Annotated in this window: 19 protein-coding genes; 8 read left to right on the top strand and 11 right to left on the bottom strand. The window is 67.5% G+C overall.

The features are described 5' to 3' along the window. Nucleotides 1-67 precede the first annotated feature (67 nt). Complete coding sequence (locus tag NA12_RS28620) at nucleotides 68-1651, bottom strand: DNA cytosine methyltransferase (protein WP_067458296.1); 1584 nt, start codon at nucleotides 1649-1651, stop codon at nucleotides 68-70. Then, nucleotides 1648-2415, bottom strand: coding sequence for a hypothetical protein (locus NA12_RS28615; protein ID WP_067458293.1), 768 nt, complete (start codon nucleotides 2413-2415; stop codon nucleotides 1648-1650). The genes NA12_RS28620 and NA12_RS28615 overlap by 4 nt, the downstream gene beginning before the upstream one ends. 131 nt (nucleotides 2416-2546) lie before the next feature. Here NA12_RS28615 and NA12_RS28610 point away from each other — a divergent pair, with 131 nt between their 5' ends. From NA12_RS28610 to NA12_RS28595, 4 genes are all read left to right on the top strand, one after another. Continuing rightward, a complete protein-coding gene (locus tag NA12_RS28610; protein ID WP_067458290.1) occupies nucleotides 2547-2783 on the top strand; it encodes a hypothetical protein in 237 nt (78 codons plus the stop codon). A gap of 501 nt (nucleotides 2784-3284) precedes the next feature. After that, nucleotides 3285-3608: a hypothetical protein gene (locus NA12_RS28605; protein WP_067458287.1), complete on the top strand. Its 324-nt coding sequence runs from the start codon at nucleotides 3285-3287 to the stop codon at nucleotides 3606-3608. Nucleotides 3609-3637: 29 nt separating this feature from the next. Then, nucleotides 3638-4162: a hypothetical protein gene (locus tag NA12_RS28600; RefSeq protein ID WP_067458284.1), complete on the top strand. Its 525-nt coding sequence runs from the start codon at nucleotides 3638-3640 to the stop codon at nucleotides 4160-4162. Nucleotides 4163-4460: 298 nt separating this feature from the next. After that, nucleotides 4461-5390, top strand: coding sequence for a tyrosine-type recombinase/integrase (locus tag NA12_RS28595; protein WP_132370358.1), 930 nt, complete (start codon nucleotides 4461-4463; stop codon nucleotides 5388-5390). A 274-nt stretch (nucleotides 5391-5664) separates the two neighbouring features. On the opposite strand, the gene NA12_RS28590 is transcribed toward NA12_RS28595, so the two are convergent. After that, nucleotides 5665-6426 carry a hypothetical protein gene (locus NA12_RS28590; protein WP_132370356.1) on the bottom strand — a complete coding sequence of 254 codons (762 nt, stop codon included), beginning with the start codon at nucleotides 6424-6426 and terminating at the stop codon, nucleotides 5665-5667. 1172 nt (nucleotides 6427-7598) lie between these two features. Beyond that, complete coding sequence (locus NA12_RS28585; RefSeq protein WP_132370354.1) at nucleotides 7599-8156, bottom strand: hypothetical protein; 558 nt, start codon at nucleotides 8154-8156, stop codon at nucleotides 7599-7601. 206 nt (nucleotides 8157-8362) lie between these two features. Between NA12_RS28585 and mobF the strand changes: the two genes are divergently transcribed. Beyond that, on the top strand, nucleotides 8363-13090 hold the full coding sequence (mobF, locus tag NA12_RS28580; protein ID WP_067458271.1) for a MobF family relaxase: 4728 nt from the start codon (nucleotides 8363-8365) through the stop codon (nucleotides 13088-13090). Nucleotides 13091-13252: 162 nt separating this feature from the next. Here mobF and NA12_RS28575 read toward each other — a convergent pair whose 3' ends face one another. Then, nucleotides 13253-14212, bottom strand: coding sequence for a helix-turn-helix transcriptional regulator (locus NA12_RS28575; protein ID WP_067458268.1), 960 nt, complete (start codon nucleotides 14210-14212; stop codon nucleotides 13253-13255). Between the two features lie 266 nt (nucleotides 14213-14478). On the opposite strand from NA12_RS28575, the gene NA12_RS28570 reads away from it, so the two are divergent. Further along, a complete protein-coding gene (locus tag NA12_RS28570) occupies nucleotides 14479-14670 on the top strand; it encodes a hypothetical protein (RefSeq protein ID WP_067458265.1) in 192 nt (63 codons plus the stop codon). Nucleotides 14671-15099: 429 nt separating this feature from the next. Here NA12_RS28570 and NA12_RS28565 read toward each other — a convergent pair whose 3' ends face one another. The 5 genes from NA12_RS28565 to NA12_RS28540 all read right to left on the bottom strand — a co-directional run bounded on the left by NA12_RS28565 (nucleotide 15100) and on the right by NA12_RS28540 (nucleotide 21571). Further along, nucleotides 15100-16977 (bottom strand): relaxase/mobilization nuclease domain-containing protein, encoded by a 1878-nt coding sequence (locus tag NA12_RS28565; protein WP_067458262.1) that lies wholly within the window; start codon nucleotides 16975-16977, stop codon nucleotides 15100-15102. A gap of 7 nt (nucleotides 16978-16984) precedes the next feature. Beyond that, nucleotides 16985-17482: a plasmid mobilization protein gene (locus NA12_RS28560; RefSeq protein ID WP_132370351.1), complete on the bottom strand. Its 498-nt coding sequence runs from the start codon at nucleotides 17480-17482 to the stop codon at nucleotides 16985-16987. 404 nt (nucleotides 17483-17886) lie between these two features. Further along, entirely contained in the window at nucleotides 17887-19740 is a 1854-nt protein-coding gene (locus tag NA12_RS28555) for a prolipoprotein diacylglyceryl transferase (RefSeq protein ID WP_067458256.1), read from the bottom strand. Further along, entirely contained in the window at nucleotides 19740-20759 is a 1020-nt protein-coding gene (locus tag NA12_RS28550; RefSeq protein WP_067458253.1) for a coiled-coil domain-containing protein, read from the bottom strand. The genes NA12_RS28555 and NA12_RS28550 overlap by 1 nt, the downstream gene beginning before the upstream one ends. A gap of 392 nt (nucleotides 20760-21151) precedes the next feature. Next, entirely contained in the window at nucleotides 21152-21571 is a 420-nt protein-coding gene (locus NA12_RS28540) for a hypothetical protein (RefSeq protein WP_132370349.1), read from the bottom strand. Between the two features lie 43 nt (nucleotides 21572-21614). On the opposite strand from NA12_RS28540, the gene NA12_RS28535 reads away from it, so the two are divergent. Both NA12_RS28535 and NA12_RS28530 read left to right on the top strand, forming a co-directional pair. Continuing rightward, nucleotides 21615-22790 carry a type IV toxin-antitoxin system AbiEi family antitoxin domain-containing protein gene (locus tag NA12_RS28535; protein WP_067458244.1) on the top strand — a complete coding sequence of 392 codons (1176 nt, stop codon included), beginning with the start codon at nucleotides 21615-21617 and terminating at the stop codon, nucleotides 22788-22790. Beyond that, the gene (locus tag NA12_RS28530; RefSeq protein WP_067458241.1) at nucleotides 22787-23692 is read left to right on the top strand and encodes a nucleotidyl transferase AbiEii/AbiGii toxin family protein; all 906 of its coding nucleotides are present in this window, start codon (nucleotides 22787-22789) and stop codon (nucleotides 23690-23692) included. Before NA12_RS28535 ends, NA12_RS28530 begins: the two co-directional genes overlap by 4 nt. A 176-nt stretch (nucleotides 23693-23868) precedes the next feature. On the opposite strand, the gene NA12_RS34770 is transcribed toward NA12_RS28530, so the two are convergent. Next, nucleotides 23869-24063 (bottom strand): recombinase family protein, encoded by a 195-nt coding sequence (locus tag NA12_RS34770; protein ID WP_067458238.1) that lies wholly within the window; start codon nucleotides 24061-24063, stop codon nucleotides 23869-23871. Nucleotides 24064-24288 lie beyond the last annotated feature (225 nt).

Genomic DNA, 24288 nt, shown 5'->3' with positions numbered 1-24288 from the left:
GGGATCGGGAATCTGGAAGGATGTGCGGCGGAACCGGGGTGTTAGGTGCACCCCGGTCCCGCCATGTTCAGGAGGCGAAACGCTCGATCGATTCGCCGGTGATGGTCTCGACCAGGGCGCAGCCCAGCACTTCGGAGACCGGCGGGGTGACCGCGTTGCCGAGCCCGCGGGCCCGGGTCCGCTTGTCGCCGATCATGCGGAAGCCTTTCGGGAAGGCCATGCCGTCACGGATCTCCGGGATTTCCAGCATCCGGAACGTGCACTGCCCGGCGAGCCGGTTGACCTCGTCGACGCCGAGCACCCCGAAGCGGTCACGGGTGGTCAGCGTGCCCATCGGCTCGGAGACCGGCCGGGCCACCCCGGTCGAGTAGTAGGGCACCAGCAGATCAGCACGGTCCTGGGGCGGGCCAACGAGACCGTGGTGAAACCCGCTGGCAGAGAAAGTACTCAAAGGCTCGTCGATGCCGTAGGTGGCGGTTTTGCTGCCGCCACCACGCAGCGAGGTCAGAAACGGCGGCAGGACGACGCCGAGCTCGCGGCGGGTGGTCTGGGTCGGCATCGGCGCCGACATCGCGCGGGCGGGCTGGGTGGAGCGCTTGGAGGTCTGCACCAGCATCGGCGGCAGCACCAGCGCGTCGGTCTCGCGGGTGGTGCGCGTGGGCATCGGCTCCGACAACGGTGTCGCCGCGGTGCGCCAGGTCCCGCCGGCCGGGTTGAGCATCGCCTCACCGGCGTAGCGCTCTAGCCCGATCCGGATGCGTTCCATCGTCGCCGCGGCGAGGGGTTTGTCACGGTCGGCGATCACCGCGCCGGGGTCCAGGCTCCAGTCGATCGCGGCCGAGGCCGGGGTCGTGAACGGCTCGACTATCGCGTTGCGGCACGACCCCGACGGGCACCGGTAGACGTACTGGCCATGGGCGATGCCGTAGCGGCCCATGTCCTGGCCGGGCTTCTTCCACGACTGGATCGCGTCGACGACCTTGTCGCAGCCCGTGCAGTACGCCTTCGGGCGCAGCCATTTGTCCCAATCCGGGGTCCGGCCCAACGATTTCAGCGTGTAGGCCACATACAGCCGATCCCTGCTCTGCGGTGCGGGCGAGCACAGCCGCGGCATCGCGTGCATCGAGTTCAACGCGATGACGCGCACGTTGTAGCCGGGCCCGATCTCCTCGATCGAGCGGATCCATTCGGCCCACCGGTCCCAGCGGCGGCACTGGATCACGTTTTCCATCACCCCGCCCAGCACCGGGGTGCCACGGGCGGCCATCGCGCGCAGGTAGCGCGGGATCTGCTCGATCAGCGACCGCGACCGCGACTCAGCCGGGTCGTCGATAACCAGGCCGAGTTCGCTGTCCTCGAGCATCGAGTACTGGTTGGACTGGTCGAAGTGCCGCTTCTTCCCGGCGGCGTCGGTCCAGGCAGGGCATGCCGGGGAGGCCCAGAACAATTCGGCATACGGCAAGGTGGCCAGGTCGATCTCGCGCACGTCGCCGGGCGGCAGATGGATGATGTTCGGGAAGTTCAGGGCGTGGATCTCGACGCAGATATCGGAGTGGTTGGCATAGATCTGGCCGGTCAGACCGGGGACCTGTTCCCAGCCGACGGTGTCGCCACCGAATCCGCCGAAGTAGACGTTCGAGCGCAGGCTCATGCCGCACCGGCCTCGATCAGGGTGCGCATCCAGCGACCCATCAACTGGTCGAACTCTTCGACCCAGCTGTCCTCGATCGCGCTCAGATCCGCCGCCCGCGCGAGCAGGTCGCGCTCGGTGGTACTCAGCGCCTTGTGGGGGCGCAGGGCAGGGGACAGGGTGGTGTCGGCGGTGTCCACGACCAGCCACCGACCGGCCGAGTCACCGAAGGCGCCGCCGATGTAGATCGTGCGCAGCAGCTGAACCCGCCCGGCCTGCCGGTCCAGAGCCAGGACGCCGAGGGTGTAGCGGTCGGTCGGGTCGTACTGCACCGACAACAGGTACTCACGGGCATCTCGGCTGGTCGCGCGCCTCCGCCACAGCGGTGCGGTCCTAGTGCGGTCCAGGTGCCATTCCAGGACCAGATCGTCAGGGGTGTAGAGGTTCTCGATCAGCGCGTCGGCCAGGTGCGCGCCGCGCAGCCACATCGGCGCGTTCTGCTCGGGGTCGGGTCCGGCGACGAGCGCGCTGCGCAGCGCCCACAGTTCCGAGGCCCAGCTCCTGGCGACGGCGGGGTCGCTGGGCAGGCCGCGTTCGGCGGCGGCGAGCAGGTCACCAGCGCGGCGGTGATGGCCGAGCAGTGTGGCGCGGACCGACTCGGCGGCCAGGACCGCGGCGACGGCGAAGGACGCGAGATCCTCGCGGTCCTCCCAGTAGTCGGCGAACTCGCCGGTGTAGTGGCGGGGGTCGGTGGCCGGGAAGGCGCTGATGGGAGCGGTGGTCATGGAGGCTCCAAGGTGAGAGTGAAACTCGAATGTGAACAGTGGTCGCGATCATTGGTTGCGACCACTGTTCACATTAGGTAGCGTCCCGTGTCATGTCAACACTGTTCGCTACCACCGTTTACACTCAGGGGATGAGCACCGATGCCGAGGACGCCGACCTTCCACTGCTGGACCGCATCGAGAACGCGGGCAAGACCTTCCACGCCGACAAGGCCCGCTACCAGCAGTCCCGCGAAGAGCTCTTCGACGCGATCGTCGACGGCGTCACGAAATTCGGACCCAGCGAGGTCGCCCGCCGTGCCGGATTCACACGCGAGTACGTCGCCCGCATCCGCGACGGGAAAGTCAAACGCCAGGTGCGCGACTGAGCCGCCCGCGCCTTCTCCCATTAGGTGCAGGAGTTAGCGGCCACCAGGGAGACCTCCTAGGCGGCCGCTAATCGTTCTGCGCCGCCTGACCCGCACGATCGGTGACGACGTGAGCCTGGGACACTCCGGGTTCGCGCCGTTGCCCAGGGACACACGCTGTGGGAATCCTCGGGCGAGCCAACCGATTTCGAGGCCTGGCTGATTACTCAGCCAAGCCCGTTCCATCGGTAGCGGCGAACTCGTCCGGTGTGGTCTCCAGTCAAAAGATCAGGCGACGGGCTTCGGCGTTACGAAATAGCCAGCCCCTCCAAATACCTGCCCTGGGATGCTGATTTACCCCTACCGAGCAAGCTGGTAAGCTGCCCTTCAGCGGCTATAAGTGTGTGGCCCATCAGCTCGACCCTGGCGGTCGGGCTTTTTTGTTGCTCCGCACATCCCTGCTCGTCCCCCTAAGCCCTCGGCGATCTGCGCCGGGGGCTTTCGTCATTTCCGGAGGATGTTGTGCTCAACCCCGTGTTGACCGCCGTCGCGCAGGCCGCGAACGCCAGCATTTGGGCGCTGCTCGTGCTTGTCGGCGCGGTCGTGCTCATCACAGTTCTCGCGCTGATCCTGGCACCACGCGCGGATGTCGTAGCCGTATTTCGTGCCTTCGCAAGCGCATTCGGACTCCGAGCGCTGGACCAGCAGTCCAGTGACAATGAGGAACAGCTCGACGACACAGGACCAGCCCAGCCCGTCCATACCGAGGAACAACGCAACAACGATGGCCCCGACCACCAGACCGGGTTGCAGCAGGAAGCCGAGACTGTAGAGGAGGAGCGGTGAGCCGACGCACACACAGCCGCCGCGGGCCCGTGGAGAACACCGTGGTGACTACAGAGCTTGCCGACAAGTTCGCGGACATTCTGATCGACCGTGACTGGCGGTTCAACACCGAAGCCCTACTGACCGCCGTGACAACGGGCATGCCGATCGCACAGGCGCCCGAATCGAAGGATTCGGGGGTTATCGAGTACTCGGTGTTCCAGAACCTGGCCAGTTGGCTGAAATTCGTGTTCCTGAACCAAGACGAGATGGACAGCGACGACGCTGCCCGCGTACTCCGCTTCGTACAAGAGCATCCCGAGCTGCTGAACGACATATGGGCCCCCCAGGGTATCCGCAGTACCAGTTGCGCGATCCACGGAGACATGGAGTTCTACGCGCCGGACAGATCAGCGCTGAATCCGTTCGGAGTCGACTACGGTTGCGCGGCTTGCCCCTGCCCTGCGTACGGGCCGTCCCGAACGCCGAAGATGCAGGGTCGCCGCCGTCAATACTGCAGCTCGGCCTGCAGACAACGCGCCTACCGCGAAAGGATGAAACTGCGAGAGGACTAGGACCGTACCTGGTGCGCTCCTGACCCCGCCGTGAGAACGATCCACCGGGTTCCGGTCTGACGACCTCACCCGCGGCCCGGTCTTAACCGGGGTACAAGGCGGCTGGCGACCGGCCCGGTCGGAGCGCCGGCGGCTGCGGTGTGGGGTTGGCCACCGATCCGACCCCACCCGATCGGCAGACAGAAACTAGCGGCTGCCCGGGGCACCTCTTGGGTGGCCGCTAATCATCGCGGGCCACAGATGTCGGGGGCTGCTGCGATCATCCGCACAACAAGTGCGCGGCACGGGACGGTGGTCGATGGTGAGCGAGAGCGAGTTCGCGGTACCGGTGAGCGAGCAACTGCCGGTGCTGCTGACCGGTTTCGCCGCCTACCTCGACGGCCGGGAGCTCGCCGCGCGCACCCGCACCGGCTACCTCGACCGGGTCACCCAGTACCTGCGCTGGCTCGCCGCCGACGACGACCACCCCGAGGCCCTGGCCGATCCGTGCGCCCGCGACGCGGCGGTGGTGGCGTGGTTGGTCGAGGCCGACCTCGCACCCCGCTCGGTGCGGACGTCGTTGGCCGCGCTCGCGATGTTCCATGACTGGCTCGGTCTCGGTGCACCCGATGCACCGCGGGTCACCGCCGAGCTCTACACCCCGCGCACCCTCGACCACGGTGAGCACCGGGCTCTGCTCACCGCGGCCGCCGGCGGCGGCCCGCGCGAGTACGCGATGGTCGTGCTGACTCTCGATGTCGGCGCCCGCGCGCACGAGCTGGCCGCTCTCGATGTCGACGACCTCGACCTGACCGGCTGGCCCGGTGCCATCACCATCACCCCCGCGTCCGGACAATCCCGGACCGTCGCGATCAGCGCCGCGTCACGGGCCGCGCTCACCGCATGGCTCTCGCACCGACACCTGCGCCTGCTCGGCCGCGCGCACCCGACCCGCGCGCTGTTCGTCTCCCGCGTCGGTGGCCGGATGGGGTTGCGGTCGGTCGACCGTGTGATCCGTGCCGTCGGTGCCGACGCCGGGCTGCTGTTGGCGCCGGGCACTTTGCGTGCGACCGCCGAGCGTCGGATGCTCGCCGGCGGGGTTGACCCCGCCACGGTCGCAGCCCGGCTGGGTCGGGCACGCACCCAACCCGATCGGGCGGCGGTGTTACTCGGTCAGCGCCCGCGGCGGAACCGGGCGGCGCTCACCGATAGCGAGCAACTCACACTCTTCGGCGACATCACCTTCTAACGCCGAAGGCCGCCACCGAATCACCATCATCAACTACAAGTGAGGGTCCGCTGGTGCGCCTGACTCGATCAGGATCACCAGCGCCACGGACACGACCAGGCCGCGCGGGATCGGGTTCCCGTAGAACTCGCCGAATTTCGGGCGGATTCGAAGGTCTCGCGGCGAACAGCGAGGTGGAGAGGTTGATCTGGAGATCGAGCAGCAGAATATGTCGTGGCCGCAGCAGGCGATGTACGGCCTGACCAGCCCTCCGACCGATAACGCGGACCAGCGACTACGCTATGCCCGCTGATTTTTCGTCGGTCACCCCGGTAGGGAAGAGGTTATCGATGACCTCACGAGGCGAGCCCGCCGCGATCCTCTGACGGATACCTCGCAGGCTCTGGACTAATTTTCGGATCTTGTTGACCGAAATCTTCTGGCCCCAACCGTCATCAAGTCCGTCACAGATCCCGTCGATCCACGCCCTGGTCTGTGGATCCGTCAGATCATGGTCATCGAGGAATATCTCAAGATCTACCACTATGTGGCCGATGTAGTGGAGCTGCTCCTGCTCTGAACGGTACCCGCCAAATTGGTCGATGAAGTCGTCCAATTTCCCTAGCACCTCATCGTCCGGAAGAACAGGCCGGTGCACGGCTTCCGGCTGACGACCGGTGTCCGAGGCTGCTGATAGCGCGGCAGATGCCCGGGCGGCCTGGTACCGCTCGCGTCGCGGGGCTAGTCGTGCGAGCTGCATCGTGTTCCACGCCTCTCGCCAGACCGCCTCGTCCCTGTCTGCGGCAGTCAGCGGGCTTCCGGCGCTGTCCGCATGGGCAACGCAAGCCCTGACCAGAGCAAGGACCTGTTCCACGCTTGTCGGGGCGGTCGTGCCGGCAAGTTTGTCCTGAATGGTTGACCGCGGCATGCCTTTGACGCCACGCTGGGTTGTCAGTTCAGCCAACCGTGATATCGATGGCTTACCTGCCCGGACCCTGAGTTCGCGAAGTAGCAAGGCCAGCTCCGCCACTGGCTCATCACCCTCTGCCTGACTCATGGCACCCCCGCTATCCGGATCTATCCGGATCTATCCGGGTTCATCCAGAAACATCCGGCCTACAGCCTCACACTGTAGCCCGAGAAGCCAAAGATCCGGCATGAACCGGAAGACGCCGAGAAGTTCGCCGGATACCAGCGTGACATGGCCTTATGGAGCTGACTTGATGACTGGCCTGGCGTGCGCCCGGCCGCGATCTGGAGGTTTCTCTTATGCTCACCTGGGCAAGTGCGTGCATCGCCAACGGGGTGCTCTACGCGGCAGTTGTTGCCGTTGCCGCCTTGGCTGCGATCTTCGCCCCGACGACGGCCAGGCGCCGAGCGGCACGCGAAGTCCTCCAAATTTTGCTTTTCCGGTCGCCAACACGAAACGCGCCGCAGTCTGAACCAGGCCGCCAGCGGCATCGTGTTCGCTGAAAGCGAGTCCACCGAGATGCTGCCGCGCGCAGTCAAATCCGCCCGAAATTCCGCGAGTTCTACGAGAACCCCTAACGCCGAAGGCCGCCACCGAATCACCAGCATCAACTGAGGGCCGCTGGTGCGCCTGACTAGATCAGGATCACCAGCGCCACGAACACGACCAGGCCGAGCGGGATCCACCACCACCGAAACCCGAGCGGTGGTGGGATCTCCGGCAGCGGCCCGGACAAGCGCCGATGCCGATCACGATCGGCGGGACTACCAACGCGGTTGAGCGCGTGGACCTGTCGCTGGACTTCGTGGATGGTCGGCGAGAATCTCGCCCCCGGCGAGTTAGGGCACGACGGGCTGGAGTGCCAGCCGATCGCACACCGGTCGCACCGATAGCCCCTCCCGTACATGGCCACCACCTCCCACCCATCGCACCGACCGAAACGGTGCTCACCGTAGTCCGCTCGCATCATCCATGTGAGCACACGGACAGGCGGCCGGAGTCCCGACCTCGGTCCGCCGGCACCCGCAGCGCGGGCCGGCCGCGTCGGAGATCACCACCGCCACTCCACCTCCCGACCCACAATCTCCCGCACATCACCTCCCATCACTTCCCATCACCTCCCCATCACTTCGCGCTCACCCCCTCTCCACACCACCAATCCACCTACAATCACTTCCACACGAAAAACGAAAAATAAATCGTTCACACCTCATGCTCCGTAGGTAACTTTTACGTAACGGCAGTAGGTGCGCTCATGCTCAGGAGCCTTGAGGCGGACGAGGCCGGTTACGAACAGTGCGCTCCTTGCCGACGGGGGGTGGCTTGGGCGATGGCTTCTTAACCGGTGATTTTGTCGTCGTCTGGCGTCCCCACAACCAGTCGCCGATCTCCGTCAGCAAGTCCCAGATGAGCCCTGCTGAGAAAATCGCGACCGAACTGCTGGCAATAACTATCAGGAGACCAACGAGCAGAGGGTGGTCTGTAGTGAAGGCCCACCACACGCCTGCCAGCCCCAACGCCTCCCCTATGACGGCGACGAGGAAGAGCTCGATGAAGCCTCGTGCGGACTCCCGACGGCGTTGTCGCCTTTTCTCAGCGGCGATGGCCGCGGCGAGGCGCTTCTTGGTTTCTTCGCGCCCAGCCACGCCTTCGGGCCAGTCTTTGAGAGTCTGAACGAGTTTCGCGACTCGCTCATCGTGGTGCTGGAAGTTGCGGATAGTCACGTACGCCGCGATCAAGGCCGCCGCGATCGCGCCGCCCGGCACAAGGAACGCACGCCACCCACCGACGGCTGTCTCGGCTGCCCATACTGTCATCCCTCTATCCTGGCGCGGCGCATCACGACGCGATAGCTGAACAACACAGCGAAAAGCCGCCATGCCGAGTCGGTTTCGCTATCAACCATTCAGTGACGTCCGAGGCCGAGACATCGAATCTTGAGTAGAGAGGCCAGAGCGCGATCCACACACCGTGTCTGAGGTGGGCGCCATCGGCTGGTCCCGTGCTTACCGTAGGTGGGGTGATGTCACTGGCGAAGCTGTCCGCAGGCGAAGGTTTCGAGTACTACACGCGCGTGATCGCCACCCACGACGCGAACGAGCGCCACACCACCGGGATCGACGACTACTACTCCGAGAAGGGTGAGTCGCCCGGTGTGTGGCTCGGCGCCGGACTCGTCACGCTCGGTATCGACGAGGGCGATCGGGTCACCGAAGCCCAGATGCGGGCACTGCTCGGTGAAGGGTTGCACCCCAACGCCGACGCGATCATCGACGCCGCGGTCACCGAGCAGGTCGCGCTCGGCGCGAAGTTCAAAGACGCGTTCCGCTACGCGCTCAAGAAAGCCCAGCTCGGTCGCCCCTACAGCACGTTCACGACCGCGCCGGGCAGCTACCGCCACGAGTGCGCGAAGGGGCTCACCGACTGGAACACCTTGCACGGTCGCGACCCTCGCACAGCCGTCCCTGCCGAGGAACGCCGTCGCATCCGCACCGAGGTCGCGCTGCGGATGTTCACCGACGATGTCGGCCGTGCGCCGCTGAATTCACGCGAGTTGTCCGGTTGGATCGCCCGCGCCTCCCGCCCGTCCAAGACCGCAATCGCCGGTTTCGACCTCACATTTTCACCGGTCAAGAGTGTCTCAGCGTTGTGGGCGGTGGCCTCGCGTGAGGTCGCCGAGCAGATCGAGAAAGCCCACCACGCAGCCATTCGAGACGTCATCTCCTACATCGAATCCGAGGTCCTCTACACCCGGGTCGGGCGCAACAGCGTGCGCCAGGTCGAGGTCGCCGGCCTGATCGTCACGGCGTTCGACCACCGTGACTCCCGCGCCGGTGATCCGGATCTACACACCCACCTGGTCGTTTCCAATAACGTCCTGCGCGCTGACGGGAAGTGGGGCGCGATCGACGGGCGAATGATCTACCGCTACAACGTGACCTGCTCGGAGATGTACAACACCCGCCTGGAAGCCCACCTCGAGGCCAGCCTCGGACTCGTCTTCGCCGACCGCGGTGAAGTCGTCGACAAACGCCCGGTGCGTGAGGTTGTCGGGGTCGACGCCGAGCTCGCCCGCGAGTGGTCCAAGCGCGGGCGCGCGGTCCGCTCCGCCACCGCGAAACTCTCGGCGCAGTTCCAAGCCGACCACGGCCGGGAACCGACCGCGCTGGAGCTGCTCAGCCTGTCCCAACAAGCGACGCTGTCCACCCGTGCCAGCAAGCACGCCGCGCGCAGCAACGCTGAGCAGCGCGCGACCTGGCGGGCCGACGCGATCGCGGTGCTGGGCAGCGAGGCCGCCGTCGAGCAGATGATCCACACCGCCCTGTCCCAGCAGATCCCCGACCGCGAACAGACCACCACCGAATGGATCACCCAGACCGCGGTCCGGTCGGTGGAAGTGGTCTCGCAGACCCGCGCGACCTGGCAGCACCATCACATCCGCGCCGAAGTCGAACGCCAGGTCCGTGGCCGGATCGCCCCTGACCGGTGGGCCAGCGTGGTCGCCCAGGTCACCGAAACCGCGCTCGCCGAGCCGATCTCGATCCCGCGCGGAGTCCACGACTTGGCCCCGACAGTGAACGAGCTCTCACGCGGTGACGGGACCAGCGTCTACACCACCGCCCGCTCCACCCTCTACACCTCGCCGCAGATCATCGCCGCCGAAACGCGCTTGGTCGACGCCGGTCTGCGCCACGACGGGCACCGCATCACCGTGGCCGCCATCGACGCCGCGACCATCGAATACGCCGCCAACAACAACGGGCTCGCCCTCAACACCGGCCAGGCCGCGATGGTCAGAACGTTCGCGACGTCCGGTGCTCGTCTGCAGGTCGGGCTCGCCCCCGCCGGAGCGGGCAAGACACTCTCGATGCGGGTCCTGGCCGATGCGTGGACAGCGCAGGGCGGCACCGTGATCGGGCTGGCCCCGACCGCCACGGCCGCGGAGATCCTGGCCCGCGATATCGACGCCCCTGCCTCGACCGTCGACCTGCTCGTCAGCCTCGCCCACCGCCTCGATGCCGGCGAACTGGGCGACCCGCCGACCTGGCTCACCGAGATCGGCCCGCAGACGCTGGTGATCCTCGACGAGGCCGCCAAAACCGCCACCCTCACCCTCGATTCGGCGGTGTCGTGGCTGCTCGAGCGGGGTGCGAGTATCCGCGCGATCGGCGACCACCGCCAACTGTCCTCGGTCGCGGCCGGTGGCGTCATCCGCGACATCGTCGCCCACGCCGGATCCGCGGACCTGACCACGGTCATGCGGTTCACCGACCTCGGTGAGCGGGCGGCGAGTCTGGCTGTGCGCGACGGCGACCCCGCCGGACTCGCCTACTACACCGACCACGACCGCATCCGGACCGGCAGCCTCGACGCCGTCGTCGAGCAGGCGTACCTGGCATGGGCCGCCGACATCGACGCGGGCCGCGACTCCGCCCTGCTGGCCCCGACCCGCGAACTGGTCACCGATCTCAATTCCCGTGCCCGCACCGACCGGCTCGCCGACACCGACACCGAGGTCGGCACCGAAACGGTTCTCGCTGACGGGCTCTCGGCCTCGGCCGGTGACATCATCTGCACCAGGCTCAACAACCGTCGGTTGCGGATCTCGAAAACCGACTACGTGCGCAACGGTGCCCGCTGGACCGTGCAGACGGTTCACGAGGACGGGCGGATCACCGCCGCCCACATCGGTTCCGGACGCCGGGTTACTCTGCCCGCCGACTACGTCAGTGCGCACACCCAGCTCGGCTATGCCACCACCATCGACTCCGCCCAGGGCATGACCGTCGATACCTGCCACGCCGTACTGACCGGGCGCGAGTCCCGCGCCCAGCTGTATGTGGCGGTGACCCGTGGTCGCGACAGCAACCAGCTCTGGCTCTCCACCCACGAGGGCACCGAACCCAACCTCTACGAATACGAGTCGGTGCGCCCACCGACCGCCCTGGATGTGCTGACCGGGGTGCTCGGCCGCGACGGTGTGCAGATCTCGGCCGCCACCGCCCACGCTCAGGCGCACGACCCGCGCCACCAACTCGCCGGTGCGATCGACTCCTACCTCGACGCGCTCGGTGTCGCCGCCGAAACCCACTACGGCGCCGACCAACTCGCCACCCTCGACACCGCCGCCGAACAGCTGCTCCCCGGTTTGACCGGTGCGCCGGCTTACCCGGTGCTGCGCCAGCACCTGGTCACCCTCGCCCTCAACGGCGACGACCCGATCCAGGCGCTGACCACCGCGATCGGCGGGCGCGAGCTCGACACCGCCGCCGACCCAGCCGCGGTACTGGACTGGCGCATCGACCCCAGCGGCTACCACTCTGGACACGACATCGGCCTCTACGAGATGGGCCCGCTGGGCTGGCTGCCCGGCGTCCCCGCACAGTTACGCCAACACGCGGAGTTCGGGCCACACCTCGCCGCCCGCGCCACCCAGATCCATGCCCTCAAAGACCAGGTCACCGACCTCGCCCGCACCTGGACCGACACCAACACCGACCAGGCCCCGCTGTGGGCGCAGCCCTTGCTCGATCACCCGGACCTGTTGGGGCCGTTGGCGATCTGGCGCGCGGCCCACGGCGTGGCCAACAACGACCGCCGCCCCACCGGGCCCACAGTGCCCGCCAACACCGAACGCGACCTACAACGCACCCTCGACGAGAACGTGGCCAACCGACTCGGCGACACCGACGCCGACATCCGCCGCTGGACCGGGCTCGCCGACGAACTCAACGTGACCGGGTTGACCGAGGACCCAGTGTGGCCACTGCTCGCCGCCGAGCTCTCCCGCGCCGAAGACGGCGGCCGCGACATCGCCGACGCCACCCGCGCCGCGCTCGACGCTCGCCCGCTCCCGGCTGAGCAGCCCGCGGCCGCGCTGCGCTGGCGCCTGGCCGGCGACCTCGACGACCTCGCCCCCGCACCCGCCGTCGACACGACCTCGCTGCAACGCCAGATCCAGATCATGGAACACGACCCGCTCCGCCGCCTCAGCGACGCCGACCTGAGCGGCGAACTGGCGAGATTGCGCGGCAAATTCCGCCAAGAGCAGCACGCAGCGGTACCGGCCATGCTCGACGCCCTCGAGAACGACCGGGTCGGCACGGTCACCGCCGCGCACGCACGCCTCGACGCCGACCGGGTCCGCCGCGCCCAAGCCGAACTCGCCGCTTTCGCCGACGAGCAACAGGCCGCCCAGAACCGGATCACCGCGATCAACCAGCAGATCCGCCAGATCCGTGCCCGCCAGACACCGCGGTGGGGTCGCCGTCAGCGTGCCACCGAGATCGAAGCCAAGCAGGACGAGCTCCGGGACAGCGAGACCGCGTACCACGCCTACCTCGAACGCGAACGCGCGATCCTCGACGCGGCCGCCAGCGACGGTGTCGGACAACGACGCTGGCAGCAGATCCTGGATGCGGCCGATGACGTCGAGGCCCGCGCCGCCGAACTCGACGCCGCCCACCGCCACGACCAGGACCGTGCCGAGAACCGCTACCGGCGCAGGCAGATCAACGACGAGCTGCGCGGGCAGCTGCGGGCGGTGGTCGGCGAGCACCGGCGCCGTGGTGAGTTGCCCGACCTCGACCGTGACCGTGAAGCCCAGGCCCGCGACTACCTCGACGGACCCGAGGCTGCGATCCGCGCGACCGGGGTCCTCGACCAGACACCGACCGGGCACGAACCGAACCGATACCAGCAGTTGCCGTACGAGCCCGACCGTGACCGTGGGTACGACCTCGACATCTAGAACAGGGCTGCCGCACCTGCTCCGCAGGCTTGCCACACGCCTGTCGGAGGCAAGCTCGCGCAGCGGGCGCGGCAGTACTTCTACGTCGGGCCCACACCGGACCGGCAAGTTTGCAAACCGTCGCTTGTTGTTTCCGTTGGTCGAGGTACCGCCTGCGCAGCGCTAGTCTTTCAAGCGCTGGACAATCTGGAGGTCGTCATAGAGCAGGGCCAGATCCTTCTGCGCCCCCTTCGTACCGGCTCTGCCGCCTGGGCGCTCGATCGGCGGGTCGAGTTCTCGAAGTTTGTCGAAGACGATCCGGGTGGCTCGTGCCCCGCTCTCCATCCACCGCTTTCTTGCCTTTTCGTCCACATCGAGAGGGAGGTCCCACGCAGCCTCGCTCAGGACAAATTCCAAGCGGTTGCGGCCAAACAACGGTGATTGGGCAAAACCAGGCTCGGTGAATTCCTCGATCGCCTCGAATGCTCGACGGGCTTGCTCTGGATTGTCGATCTGCCACTGTCGCAGCCGATCCCACGCCGCGTCGATCCATTCCTGCTCACTGAACAACTCTTGAACTTCATCCCGCCCGGGGAGGCGCTGGTCTGCAGCCTGGTACTTCGCGCGGATTCGAGCGGTGTGGGAGCGGACGGTGTGAACCGAACTGTGCAGTTGCTGGGCGATTTCCGTGGCGGTCAAGCCTAGTGCCGACAGGCGCCGGATCTCTTCCTCGCGCGCGGACAGTGAGGGCGGGGGACTCTGCGGTTCATGTTCACCAGCGGCAGATTCATGTTCACCGGTGGGTGCGGACTGAGCGTCTGCGGTAGGTGCTGTGGCGGTCTTGTCTCCTACTGCGCGGGGGATGCGGCGTTGCTCGAGCACCCCCAGCTTGAACAACTCGATCGCCCCCTCGACCGCATCCTCATCGGCGAAGTGGGTGACCAGCACCTTCACGATGTTCTCGCTGGGCATCCTCGGCCCGGTCAATGCCTTGTATATCGCCTGATGGGAGCACGGCAGATCAGCCGCAATGTCTGCCACGGACCGATCGCCGGCCTCGAACGCCAGCTCTCGCAGGAACTCGAAGAACCGCAGCCTGTCCCCTGGTGGCAACTCGGGCTGCTTCAGACCCTTTTTAGCCACAGCCCGCCTCTCTCGAACCCTTATATCAACCTAATAAACATATCATCTCTCCAAAGGCACGGATCGAGACTCATGGCGTTGACGTGGTGATATTCGAGGTGAAAGCATTTGCTGGTCGGCTTCGGCGTAGTCAGATGGAGGAAATGACCGATTGGTGCACGAAAGTGACTAGTACCTCGTGCGACCCCGAGACAGTGAACTGCCCCCGGCCGGACGGGGCCGAGGGCAGCAGTCGTTCGATGCCATCTCCACAGCAAAGGAACAACATGAGCGTATCGCTCAAGCGAACCGACTCCTACAACCCATCACCGGGCCCCGGTGACGATCCGTGGACCGCGCTACTCATCGCGATCGACCTCGCGCTCGGGACCGGGTACCTCACGAGCTGGCAGACCGCAGCGACTGTGCTGGTTGCTGTTCTGGCCTTCTTCTCGTCGTATCGGGACTCGCAACGTTGAGCCTCGCCCAGGAGACTGGGCAACCTGCGGTAACTCCATAGCGCAGCTGACAATGGGCCCTCGCCGTTCGGCGAGGGCCCATTCTGCTGCATCAACCTACCGACGGTGTCGACCGCTCCACGACGGTTCGGACACGGCGCACCTTGAGCTCGCGGGCACCACGCTGCTCACAAACTCGGTCCAGAATCACGACCGCGACCCAGATCCGGCGGCGGCTGGTACGGCATCTTGTAGCCCGGTCTCGGTCGGCTTCTTGGGTGCCTTAGGCGTGCGGGCCCGTTTCTGATCGGCCGCGCGCTGTTCAGGAGTTAACTGCTCACGCCGCTGCGCCTCAGCTTCGACACGATCGAGAGTCGCTGCAGATCACGCAGGTAGCTGCGGGCCTCAGTGAATTCGTTGCCCCGGTGAGGTCGTGACCAGAGGCGAGCGTCATCGCTCGGGCCCCTTTCCGCGATCAGGGCCAGGCTTGTACGGGTTGTACCCCGGGTACCGACCCTTCGCCGGCGGCGTCGACTTCGTTGCGCCCGGCGTCGACTTGCCGGGCTTCTTCGCCCCGCCCGGTGGTGTCAACGAACCCGCGGCACGCCCGACCTTGCTCGCCTTCCACAGCTGATCGCTGAGAACGTGACCGTGCTCGTCGACCTGAAGCGTGCCGGGACGGCCCTGCAACGCGATCCGCTTGGCCTGCCAACCCTGGGTCGACGTCGAGACCTCGCCCTCGACGGTCTCGCGGTCTTCGCGGTTGATGACCGCGAGCGAGCGCCGGGCCGCCGCCCAAGGGGGTGACCCGACCTCGGTCACCGGCACAGTCCGCCGCGTCGGGTCGGTCCCGCCCGCGCGCATGTGGACCTGGGTCAGCGACCGGTGCGCGTGCGAGGCCAGCATCTTCGCGGCCTGGGCGCGGTCACGCTCGGCGAGCATGTCCATGATCGCGAGCAGGCACTCGGTCAACGCGACCGCCAGGGCGACTTTGCTCGTCGCGTCGGACTGCATCGACCACAGCATCCGCGCGACCGAACGCATTCCCTGTCCGTGCACCTGCTGCGGTCGGCGCTGATGCGCGGGCAGCTGACCGGCGCGGGCGAGCTGACGTGACACCGAGTCCAGTGGACCGGGCTTGGTTTCGGTGCGCACACTCGCCGCGGCGAAAAGGCCGGCGGTCTGGGACGCGGCTTTGGCCCACGCATCACGATCGTTGGCCGGGATGGTGCTCATGTATTGGCTCCACCGGCCGAGCTGCCGGATCGCGTCCTGCTCGCTCATCACGTTCGGACCGATCGCGCGACCGGTGCGTGTGGTCGGGGGCCGCGACCACTCCGCGACCGCTGCCGTGCGCGCGTCCTCGGAGGCGTCCCATCCGGTCCACCCGCGCAGCGAGTTCAGGGTGAGGTCCTTGGCGAGCTGACCGCCGCCGTACCAGATCGCCTTCTCCCACGCCCCGCTCTTCTGGTTCTTCTGCGCGGGCATCCGGATCGCGTACCCGACGACCTCGTCGGTGCCGCCCTTGGCGAACCGCGGCCGCAACACCATCCCGGCCCCACGCAGTTCGCGCACGAACTCCGCTTCGGATTCGGTCGCGGTCGCGACCGCGCGCACCCGCCGGTGCAGCGCTTCGCGGTCGGTCTCGGGTGCGCCGACTCGTTCGGCGCGGCCGCGCTCGTCCGGACGCGTCGCCTGCTCGGTGGCGCGGTCCTCGCGCGAGGCGAGGACCTTCAACCCGAACTCGTGCTCGATCGTCGCGGTCGCGGCCTGCGAGCGCGGATGATCGCGGCGCACGTCGGCCAACGATCCGTCCGGACGCACCACCGCCATCGCGATGTGGATGTGGTCGCCGCCGTTCTTGGTCAGCCCGTGATGGATCGCGGTCCACCGAACGTCCGGGGCGCCGTCTGTGCGGTCGACGAAGTCCATTTCCTCCATGAACCGGCGCGCGATTTCGCCCCAGCGCGCGGTGTCGAGCTGACCTTCCTTCGGGTCCAACGCCAAGCTGCAGTGCCAGACGTTCTGATCGCGCGTCGCCGTCTCGAACGCTTCCTTGCGCGGCACGCCTTCGGCGATCTTCGCGCGCGCTTCGCGGTAGTTGGTGACCAGCACCGGCTCCCCCCGCAGCACGGTCTGGCGCGGGGAGTCGAGCAGTTTCGCCAGCTCGGTCGCGCGCGAGACGTCGATCCGGCCGCCGTACACGGCCATGGTCACGATGTCGCCCGCGACCACCGTGGGGTCGGTGTGCTCGTTGGCCCGCCCTGGGCCCGCGAGGTAGCGCAGCAGCCCGCCCATGTCCGAGCCCTTGACCACGTTCGGCATCATCGGCTGCTCACCCTTCGCCGTCGACCGCGGCCGCCCACTCCTCGCTGACCGCCAGGTCCTGCTCCACGCTCACCGACTTCTCGGTCACCGCTGGGCCCTTGCCCATCACCCACCGCGCGGTCGCGTCCACGCTCAGACATGCACGCACCACCGCGTGCAACGCGTCGATGTGCGCGGCCACCAGATCCGGCGCGAGCTCGCCGCCCACCTGGTGCAGGTGCCGGGTCTGCTGGTTGACGTTCGCGCCGATCCGCCGGATCTGATCGTCGAGCTCGAGCAGCCGCATCGCCGCGAACGCGCGGCCGGCCTCGACCTTGCCCGAGTCCTGCGCCGACTCCACCAGCAGCCGCGGCACCGACACACCCGCCTCCCCAGCTCGGCGCGTGAGGTCTTCGTGCTCGGCATCCGAGAGCTTCACGATGTGGCGATTCGGACGGCCTCCGGGCACGTTCGCTTGCCGCTGGCGGCGCACCCCCGCCCGCCGATTCGGCGACTCCCCTGCCATCGCAGCCTCCTTACAGCCCAGCGCAGCGACCACCCGGACGGGTGGGGTGACCGATCTTAGGTCACCTAAATACTAGCTCGCTCCCTGTACTTCTGTCGACGATCGTACCGGAGCTTCAGCGCTGGTGGAGCGAGGGCAACGCAGACCTCACCGCCGGAATTCTCGGCGGTGCAAAGTCCGCCGGCGGGCTCCCGTCACCGACGCGGCACGGCGTGCGACGGCGCTCGCCGTGGGGACGCAGGAGCAGCGCTGGACAGGGGCGGCCGAGCTACAACACCAGGCCGAGATCCGCGCCCAACTGGCCCACCACGAACAGGAGTCACCGATGCCGTAGTGTCCGGACACGACAGGACCCTGGCGGATATGCGCCGCCAGGGTCCTGTCGCTGTATGCGGGAGAAGAAATCAGATCGGGCGGGGACCCACCACCTGGTCCACGCGCGAGAGCGCGCGCCCGACCGTCGAGTGCGGCAAGCCGACCTGGGTACCGATCCCGTTGGCCTTGTGCCCCTGTGAGGCGAGCAGGTAGATCTCGGTCAGCACCGACACCGGCTGTTTGCTCAGCCCGCGCTCGGACACCGCGCGCGCGAACCGACCCGCCTCCGCGCGCGACAACTCGCGATCGAACGGACCATGATCGTCCGCGCGCGATCGGTCGCCGCGCGCGATCGGCGCGGGCTCGGTCGCGCGCGCGAGCGCTCCCGTGGTCGAGGCTTCCCGCGCGCGATCGGCGCGCGACGGGCGCGCGCGATCGGTGTCCTCGCGCGCGACCGAAACGAGCGCGATCGGCGCGGTCCGCGCGCGATCGATGCTCTCCTGCTCGCGCGCGACAGACTCCTCGGCGGGGGCAACGTCCGCGCGCGGCCGGTCGCTCTCGGAAGCATCGGCAAGGGGCTGGTCGCTGTCGTGCGCGGCGATCGGAGCGTGATCGGTTTCCAGTTCAGCCGGGGTGTGCGCGGCGATCGGCGCGGTCTCCGCGCGCGCGATGCTGTCGTCTCCGTGCGCGATCGGCGAACGATCAGTCTCGTGCGCGGGCTGCTCGTCGCGCGCGATCGGCTCGGCTTCGCTGTCCTCGATCGCGCGCGCGGTGGTCTCGGTGTCGCGCGCGATGTGCGCGGCGCGCGCGATCGACTGCGCGATGATCCCGCGCGCGGGACCACGATCCTCGCGCGCGATCGGCGCGCGATCGCTCTCGTGCACGGGCGGCTCGTCGCGCGCGATCGGCTCTTCCGGCCGCGCGCGATCGGACGTGATCGGCTCTTCCGGCCGCGCACGCTCGATCGCGATCGGCTCGGCGCTCACGTGCTCGGTCGCGCGCGGCAGCGGGGCGATTGCGGGATCGTCGATCGCGCGCAGCTCGTCCTCGTACTCGGCGAGCACCCTGTCATCGTCCGTCGGCGCGGTGACCGTCGGCGCGGTGGGATCGGTGCGGATGGCGAAGTGCGCGGTGTCGGCGAGTGCGGACATGCGCTCGGCGATGTCGTCGCCGGCGGCGTCGGCGGCCGCGACCGCGCGCTCGATCGCGAGGCCGTAGCGGCGCATCACCGCGGTGTGAGCGAACAGAGCGACGCCGACCATCACCGGCGCGACGGAGTGCACGGCGATGTTGTAGAGGTCGCCCTTGCCGACGTAGGGATAGACGTTGAGCCCCACACTCATCGCCAGCAACGCGCCTTCGAGCCAGCGGATCAGCGTCTCGTCCTCGCTGACACGCCACCTCGAGACAGCCGCGGAGTTGACCATGAAGGCGACCAGCACGGTAGAAATGAGCGCTTCGAGCAGGTAGCTCGCCCAGTACAGAGGCTCGCTCGGCCCGCCGGGAGCGAGGTTGTGCTGGACGTTTACCGCGCTGTAGAGCATCGCGGCGGCAACGACACCGGCCAGCGCGCGACCGGTCCAGGTCTTCTTGCGGAACAGATCGGCGACCTGCGCGTGGGCGCTGCCCTGGCGACGCTGCTCGGCGAGCGCACGCCGGGCGGTGACCAGGTCGCCGGCCTCGGCCCGCACCAGATCCTCCTGGGCGCGGCGCATCACGCCAGCGATCGACTGCGCGGACTCGGCCTGAGCGAGCCGATCGCGACGGTTGTGATCGCGCACCGACTCCGCGACGCTGCGTTCCTCGCGCAGCTCGCGCTCGGACAGCGCGGCCAGCAGCGCCGGGTCGTGCTGCTGGGCGATGCGGTCGTGGGCCTCGGCGCGGCGCTCGGGCAGCTGCGCGGTGAGCAGCCGATCGACCTCGACGGGTTTGCGGCGGAACATCAGCGGGTCTCCTTCTTGGTGGTCTCGGTGAGCTGGTTCTGAAGGCGGTCGATGGTGGTCTCGGCGGTGGTGAGCGCGCTCTGGAGCACGGTGGCGGCGGCCTCGGCGGACTGCTGCACACGAGCGATCTCGGCCAGGTGGTCGCTGCGCTGCTGCTCGCGCTCGGCACGGGCCTGGGCCCGGACCTCGGCGACCTCGCGGCGCAGTGCGGCGATTTCCTCGCTCGCGGTGGTGGCATCTTCGCGCGCCTGCTCACGCGCCGTGGACAACTCACCCCTGACCTGTGTGAGTTCGGTGCGCGCGTCCTCGGTGCGGGCATCGGCGGCCGTGGCCGCGGATTCGGCGCGCTGCTGCGCGGCAGCCGAGTCCGCGACGCGAGCGTCAGCGTCGGCGTTGACCCGCTCCACGCGCGCGGCGTGATCGCGGGTGAGGGTATCGACCTGGTCGGCAGCGTCGCGGCGCGCATGGTCAGCGGCCGCCTCCGCCGCGGCCGCGCGTTCCTCGGCCGCGCGGGCTTCGGCCTGAGCGGCGGATGCGAGCGCTTCGGCGGCCCGGACGCGCTCGGCTTCGGCCTGGCGGATCGCCTCGATTTCGGCGGCGGCCTCGGCGCGGGTGGTCTCGAGCTGTTGCTCGGCCTCGGCCAGGGCGCGGTCGCGGTCGGCGAGTGCGTCCAGGGCGGCGCCGTCTGCGAGGTCCTTGTCTTCGAGGGCGCGGTCACGCTCGCGACGGGCGGCGGCGGCCTCGGCCTCGGCCTCGTCGGCACGGACCTGGGCGGCATCGACCTCGGCTTGGGCTTCGCGCCGCATCGAGGTGACCTCGGCGACGGCGGCGTCGGGGTCACCGGCGGCCGCAACGACCTCGACAACGCGGTCCAGCAGGCCACTCATCTGCTCGCGGTGCCCGGCCGCGACCATCTCGACCTGGGCGAGGAGATCAGCCAGCGACGCCCGCGCGGAGGTGACCGGTCGGGGCGTGGACCGCTCCCGTTGGGCCGGAGCCTTCCGGGGGTCCGGGAACATCGGCGCGAAAAGTCACGCTAAGGAATTACCGCAGATAGTGACATACTATGTGCGGTAGCTGCTGAGTTGTCCTGGCGCATTGGGTGTTCCAGGTGCCCGCGACTCGGGAAACTATCTGCGGTAGCAGCATCGGGAGGTTCGATGGGTGGGGTGCGGATGCTGCCGCGGGTGGTGAGGTCGTCGAGGGCTGTCACGATCAGTTGGCGGGCCACCTGAATGGACGCGGTCGGGGCTTCCAACGCGACCGGGTCGTCGTCGAAGATCCAGAACCCCGCGCTGCCCACGCCACCGCGTTGGTCATCCTGATCTGACCTGACAGCTTTGGGCCGCTCCATAGCTCCTAGTGCCGGGCGTCGACCTATGGCCAAGTCAGCGCGTGCCTCCCAGTCAGGTCACGAGCTGCAGCGCAGGGCCCCGCCCTGGAACGCTGCGACCGACTTGACCTGCGGCGCTGCCGCGTTCACAGTCGCGGCATGCTTGACCAGCCAGACGTTGACCTGTCCCTGCTCGGCGGGGATCTGTGCGCGTAGCGCCATCAGCGCTTCTCTCAACTGGGCATGGTGCAGCCTGTGATCGGCCGTCAGCCGCAGCTGGTGGCTCCACTCGTCGATTTCGTCATCGAACCGACCACCTCGGACACCGCTCGGGCTCTCGACGATCTCGGTCGAGACGTCCATTCGATCCAGGTCGGCCGCGGTGGCGCCGTAGCGACACAGGATCGCTCGCATTTCCCGATTGGAGATCGTGGCCCCAAGGGCCGCTGGCCACTCCGATGTCCACATAAAAGTCATATTGCGTACCGCAAAGGACACTCTGAGTGTCCTTTATGACGACTTTTGTGGTACTTTTGATGTTATGAGTGGCGCATCGGACCTCCGAGCACGACTCGCCGAGCTGGGCGAGTCGCAATGGGGCCTGCTCACTACCGCCCAGGCCTCAGACGTCGACGTGGACCCCAAGCAATTGCAGCGCCTGGTCGATCACGGCGTGTTGGCCCGCCTGCGCTACGGCGTCTACCGCCTTGCCGGGGTTCCCGATTCTCCCGTCGAGCCGTTGCGTGCGGAATGGCTCGCACTCGACCCTGCCCGCACCGTCGGCGAACGCATCAGCGACGAGGTCCCCCTCGGCGTCGTCTCGCACCGATCAGCCGCTGACCTGCAAGGCCTCGGCGATCTCGGCGCTGACTACCTCGAGTTCACCGTCCCTGCACGCCGCAGCAGCCGCAACCCCGATGTGCGCTTCCACCGCGCCCTTCTCGCGCCCGACGATTGGATCCTGGTCGACGGGCTGCCAGTCACTACTCCCGCACGCACCATCGGCGACCTCGCTGCGGCACGTACCGACGGCGGACACCTGGCCACGGTCGTACGGGACGCCCTCCTGCAGGGTGCCTCGGCAGACGAAATCGCTGAAGAACTACACCCGTACGCCCACCGCTACGGCGCACCGGTCGACGACGGATCCGCACTGATCAACCACTTCATCACCCAAGCCGGAGTCCCCGAATCCTCGCTCGCCCTGTCGGCGCCAACCCTGCAACCGGTCATCGCCGCCAAGGACGCATTCGATAAGGCCCTCAACGAACTCGCGCGCGGCCGGTTCGGCGCTCACCTGGATAGCACGCCGTTTGCAGTCAGTGGCGGCGCATCGCCTCGCGAAGGTTTCCGCGATCAACACGCGATGTTCCGCCTAGCCTCCGAACTCGTGCAAGCAAGTCTCAGAGAGCAGCGACCGGCTGCCACGAGCGACCCGGCGAAGGCAGCTCTGAACGAGCTGCGGCTCCATATGTCTGTCAGCGAGCAGTTGACCGAGTTCGTCCGCCAGGCCATGGCGCCACTCACCGAGACACCAGAGTGGGCGGAGGCAGTTCGGAAGATCAGCACCCGGATCGAGCGAACGGTGGATCCGGCAGAGCTCCGTGGCGCCGCCAGCATTGAGCAGTCCGCGGCGATCCTGAGCGAAGCGGTCGCCAAAGCGCTGATCGACACCGCGTTCGGGGCAGAGCGACCACCCCTGAAGGCAGCTCCATGACCGAACCACGATCGATCTCGTTCAACCGGATCTCACTCAACGCCAAGATCAAGAACGTGGCCCGCGCGATGCGTCTTCCCGCCAAAGCGGTGCGGATCGACTTCTTCCGGCAGCGGTTCCTCGCGCGTATCTTCGACGACCCGACCGCACCGTGGATCGTGACCGGCGGCGGGGGGCTTCTTGCACGCCTTCCCGGAGCCAGGGCGAGCGCGGATTTGGACCTGATCCGCCTCGATCTCGAAATCACCGACGCCATCGACGAACTCCGACGACTCGGCGTCGCACGGCCCGATATCGACCCATTCCATTTCCAGGTCGACCTGTCCAAGCAGCTCACAGGAGATGCCGCTGCTGGCGCCGAACTGCGGGTTTCGGTTTACCACGGTGCGACAGTGCTGGAGAAGTTTCCTCTGGATCTGGCCGTGGACAAGACGATCATCGGCGCGATCGAGACGCTCACTCCCACTGCCGTTCTCGATCTCGCGGGGTTCTCGGCGCTGCCACCAGTCCGGCTGATTCCCGTGCCGAGCCAGCTCGCCGACAAGATCTGCGCCATGTTCGCCCGCTACGGCGACACCCGCATACCGTCGACCCGCTGGCGCGACCTCGCCGACATCTGCTTCATCGTCGGCAACTTCACCTTCGATGCCGCGCTCGTGTGCGCCGCACTCGATTTCCAGAAGCAACGACGAGACCTCGAGTTGCCCGCGGTACTGCAATCGCCCGGCCCCGAATGGACCCGCGCCTACCCCGCGCTGGCCAAGGACACCGCCCTGCCTGCCGAGCTACACGGACTCGACGCCGCACTGGCCTTTTCCGGCACCTGCCTCAACCAGATTCTCGACGGCACGCGCACCACCGGGCACTGGGATCCCGATGCCCACTCCTGGATTGAAGTGTGAACTCCGCTGGCTGCGCAGCGAGGCCCCACCTGAGCTATTACGACCGCCATGATGCCCGTCGCGTCCAGCTGCATGGCGAAGCGAGGTATCTCCACGGCCAGGTCTTCATCAATAGTTCCGAACCCGAGAGAGAACGATGGCCTGGTCGTTTCAGGCGCGCCGCTCCGGGGTAGCCGTTAGAAACTCACCGAATTTCGGCGGATATGGCGTAGATGCTGGCGCCCGCCAACTCGTCCGGGGGCGCGGGCGGATTCGAGTCCTTCGAGGGTGCCTTCGCTGATGAGGTTGGCGGTAATCTCGTCCATGGCGGCGATGACGTGGAACAGGAACCGCCCAACCGGGGTAGTGGTTTCGATACCTTGCTCGAGCACGGTTGTCGGAGTCCTGTTCAGATCTGACCTGCGGATTCCGTTGTGGTTGAACGGGACTAGCGATCGTCGCCTGTCCCTACTCGTCGGCAGTACCGTGCATGCAGCTCGCACTCGTCTTCAGCACGGGGGTTGCGGGATGGCCGAAGATTCAGCGTTGCCCGAGCGTGGTGTTCTGAGCGGGCTGCCGCGCAGGACCTCACCACAGCGGGCCTCGGATCATTCATG

The organism is Nocardia alba NBRC 108234 (assembly GCF_001612665.1).
Taxonomy (GTDB): domain Bacteria; phylum Actinomycetota; class Actinomycetes; order Mycobacteriales; family Mycobacteriaceae; genus Nocardia; species Nocardia alba.
This window is presented reverse-complemented; position numbering and strand designations above follow the sequence as displayed.

Bases quoted from the DNA above. Each gene is read 5' to 3' on its own strand.
- NA12_RS28590 (WP_132370356.1), bottom strand. From the start codon at position 6,426: ATGAGTCAGGCAGAGGGTGATGAGCCAGTGGCGGAGCTGGCCTTGCTA.
- NA12_RS28570 (WP_067458265.1), top strand. From the start codon at position 14,479: ATGAGCGTATCGCTCAAGCGAACCGACTCCTACAACCCATCACCGGGC.
- NA12_RS28530 (WP_067458241.1), top strand. From the start codon at position 22,787: ATGACCGAACCACGATCGATCTCGTTCAACCGGATCTCACTCAACGCC.
- NA12_RS28555 (WP_067458256.1), bottom strand. From the start codon at position 19,740: ATGTTCCGCCGCAAACCCGTCGAGGTCGATCGGCTGCTCACCGCGCAG.
- NA12_RS28615 (WP_067458293.1), bottom strand. From the start codon at position 2,415: ATGACCACCGCTCCCATCAGCGCCTTCCCGGCCACCGACCCCCGCCAC.
- NA12_RS28550 (WP_067458253.1), bottom strand. From the start codon at position 20,759: ATGTTCCCGGACCCCCGGAAGGCTCCGGCCCAACGGGAGCGGTCCACG.
- NA12_RS28620 (WP_067458296.1), bottom strand. From the start codon at position 1,651: ATGAGCCTGCGCTCGAACGTCTACTTCGGCGGATTCGGTGGCGACACC.
- NA12_RS28535 (WP_067458244.1), top strand. From the start codon at position 21,615: ATGAGTGGCGCATCGGACCTCCGAGCACGACTCGCCGAGCTGGGCGAG.
- NA12_RS28595 (WP_132370358.1), top strand. From the start codon at position 4,461: ATGGTGAGCGAGAGCGAGTTCGCGGTACCGGTGAGCGAGCAACTGCCG.
- mobF (WP_067458271.1), top strand. From the start codon at position 8,363: ATGTCACTGGCGAAGCTGTCCGCAGGCGAAGGTTTCGAGTACTACACG.
- NA12_RS28560 (WP_132370351.1), bottom strand. From the start codon at position 17,482: ATGGCAGGGGAGTCGCCGAATCGGCGGGCGGGGGTGCGCCGCCAGCGG.
- NA12_RS28565 (WP_067458262.1), bottom strand. From the start codon at position 16,977: ATGATGCCGAACGTGGTCAAGGGCTCGGACATGGGCGGGCTGCTGCGC.
- NA12_RS28610 (WP_067458290.1), top strand. From the start codon at position 2,547: ATGAGCACCGATGCCGAGGACGCCGACCTTCCACTGCTGGACCGCATC.
- NA12_RS28585 (WP_132370354.1), bottom strand. From the start codon at position 8,156: ATGACAGTATGGGCAGCCGAGACAGCCGTCGGTGGGTGGCGTGCGTTC.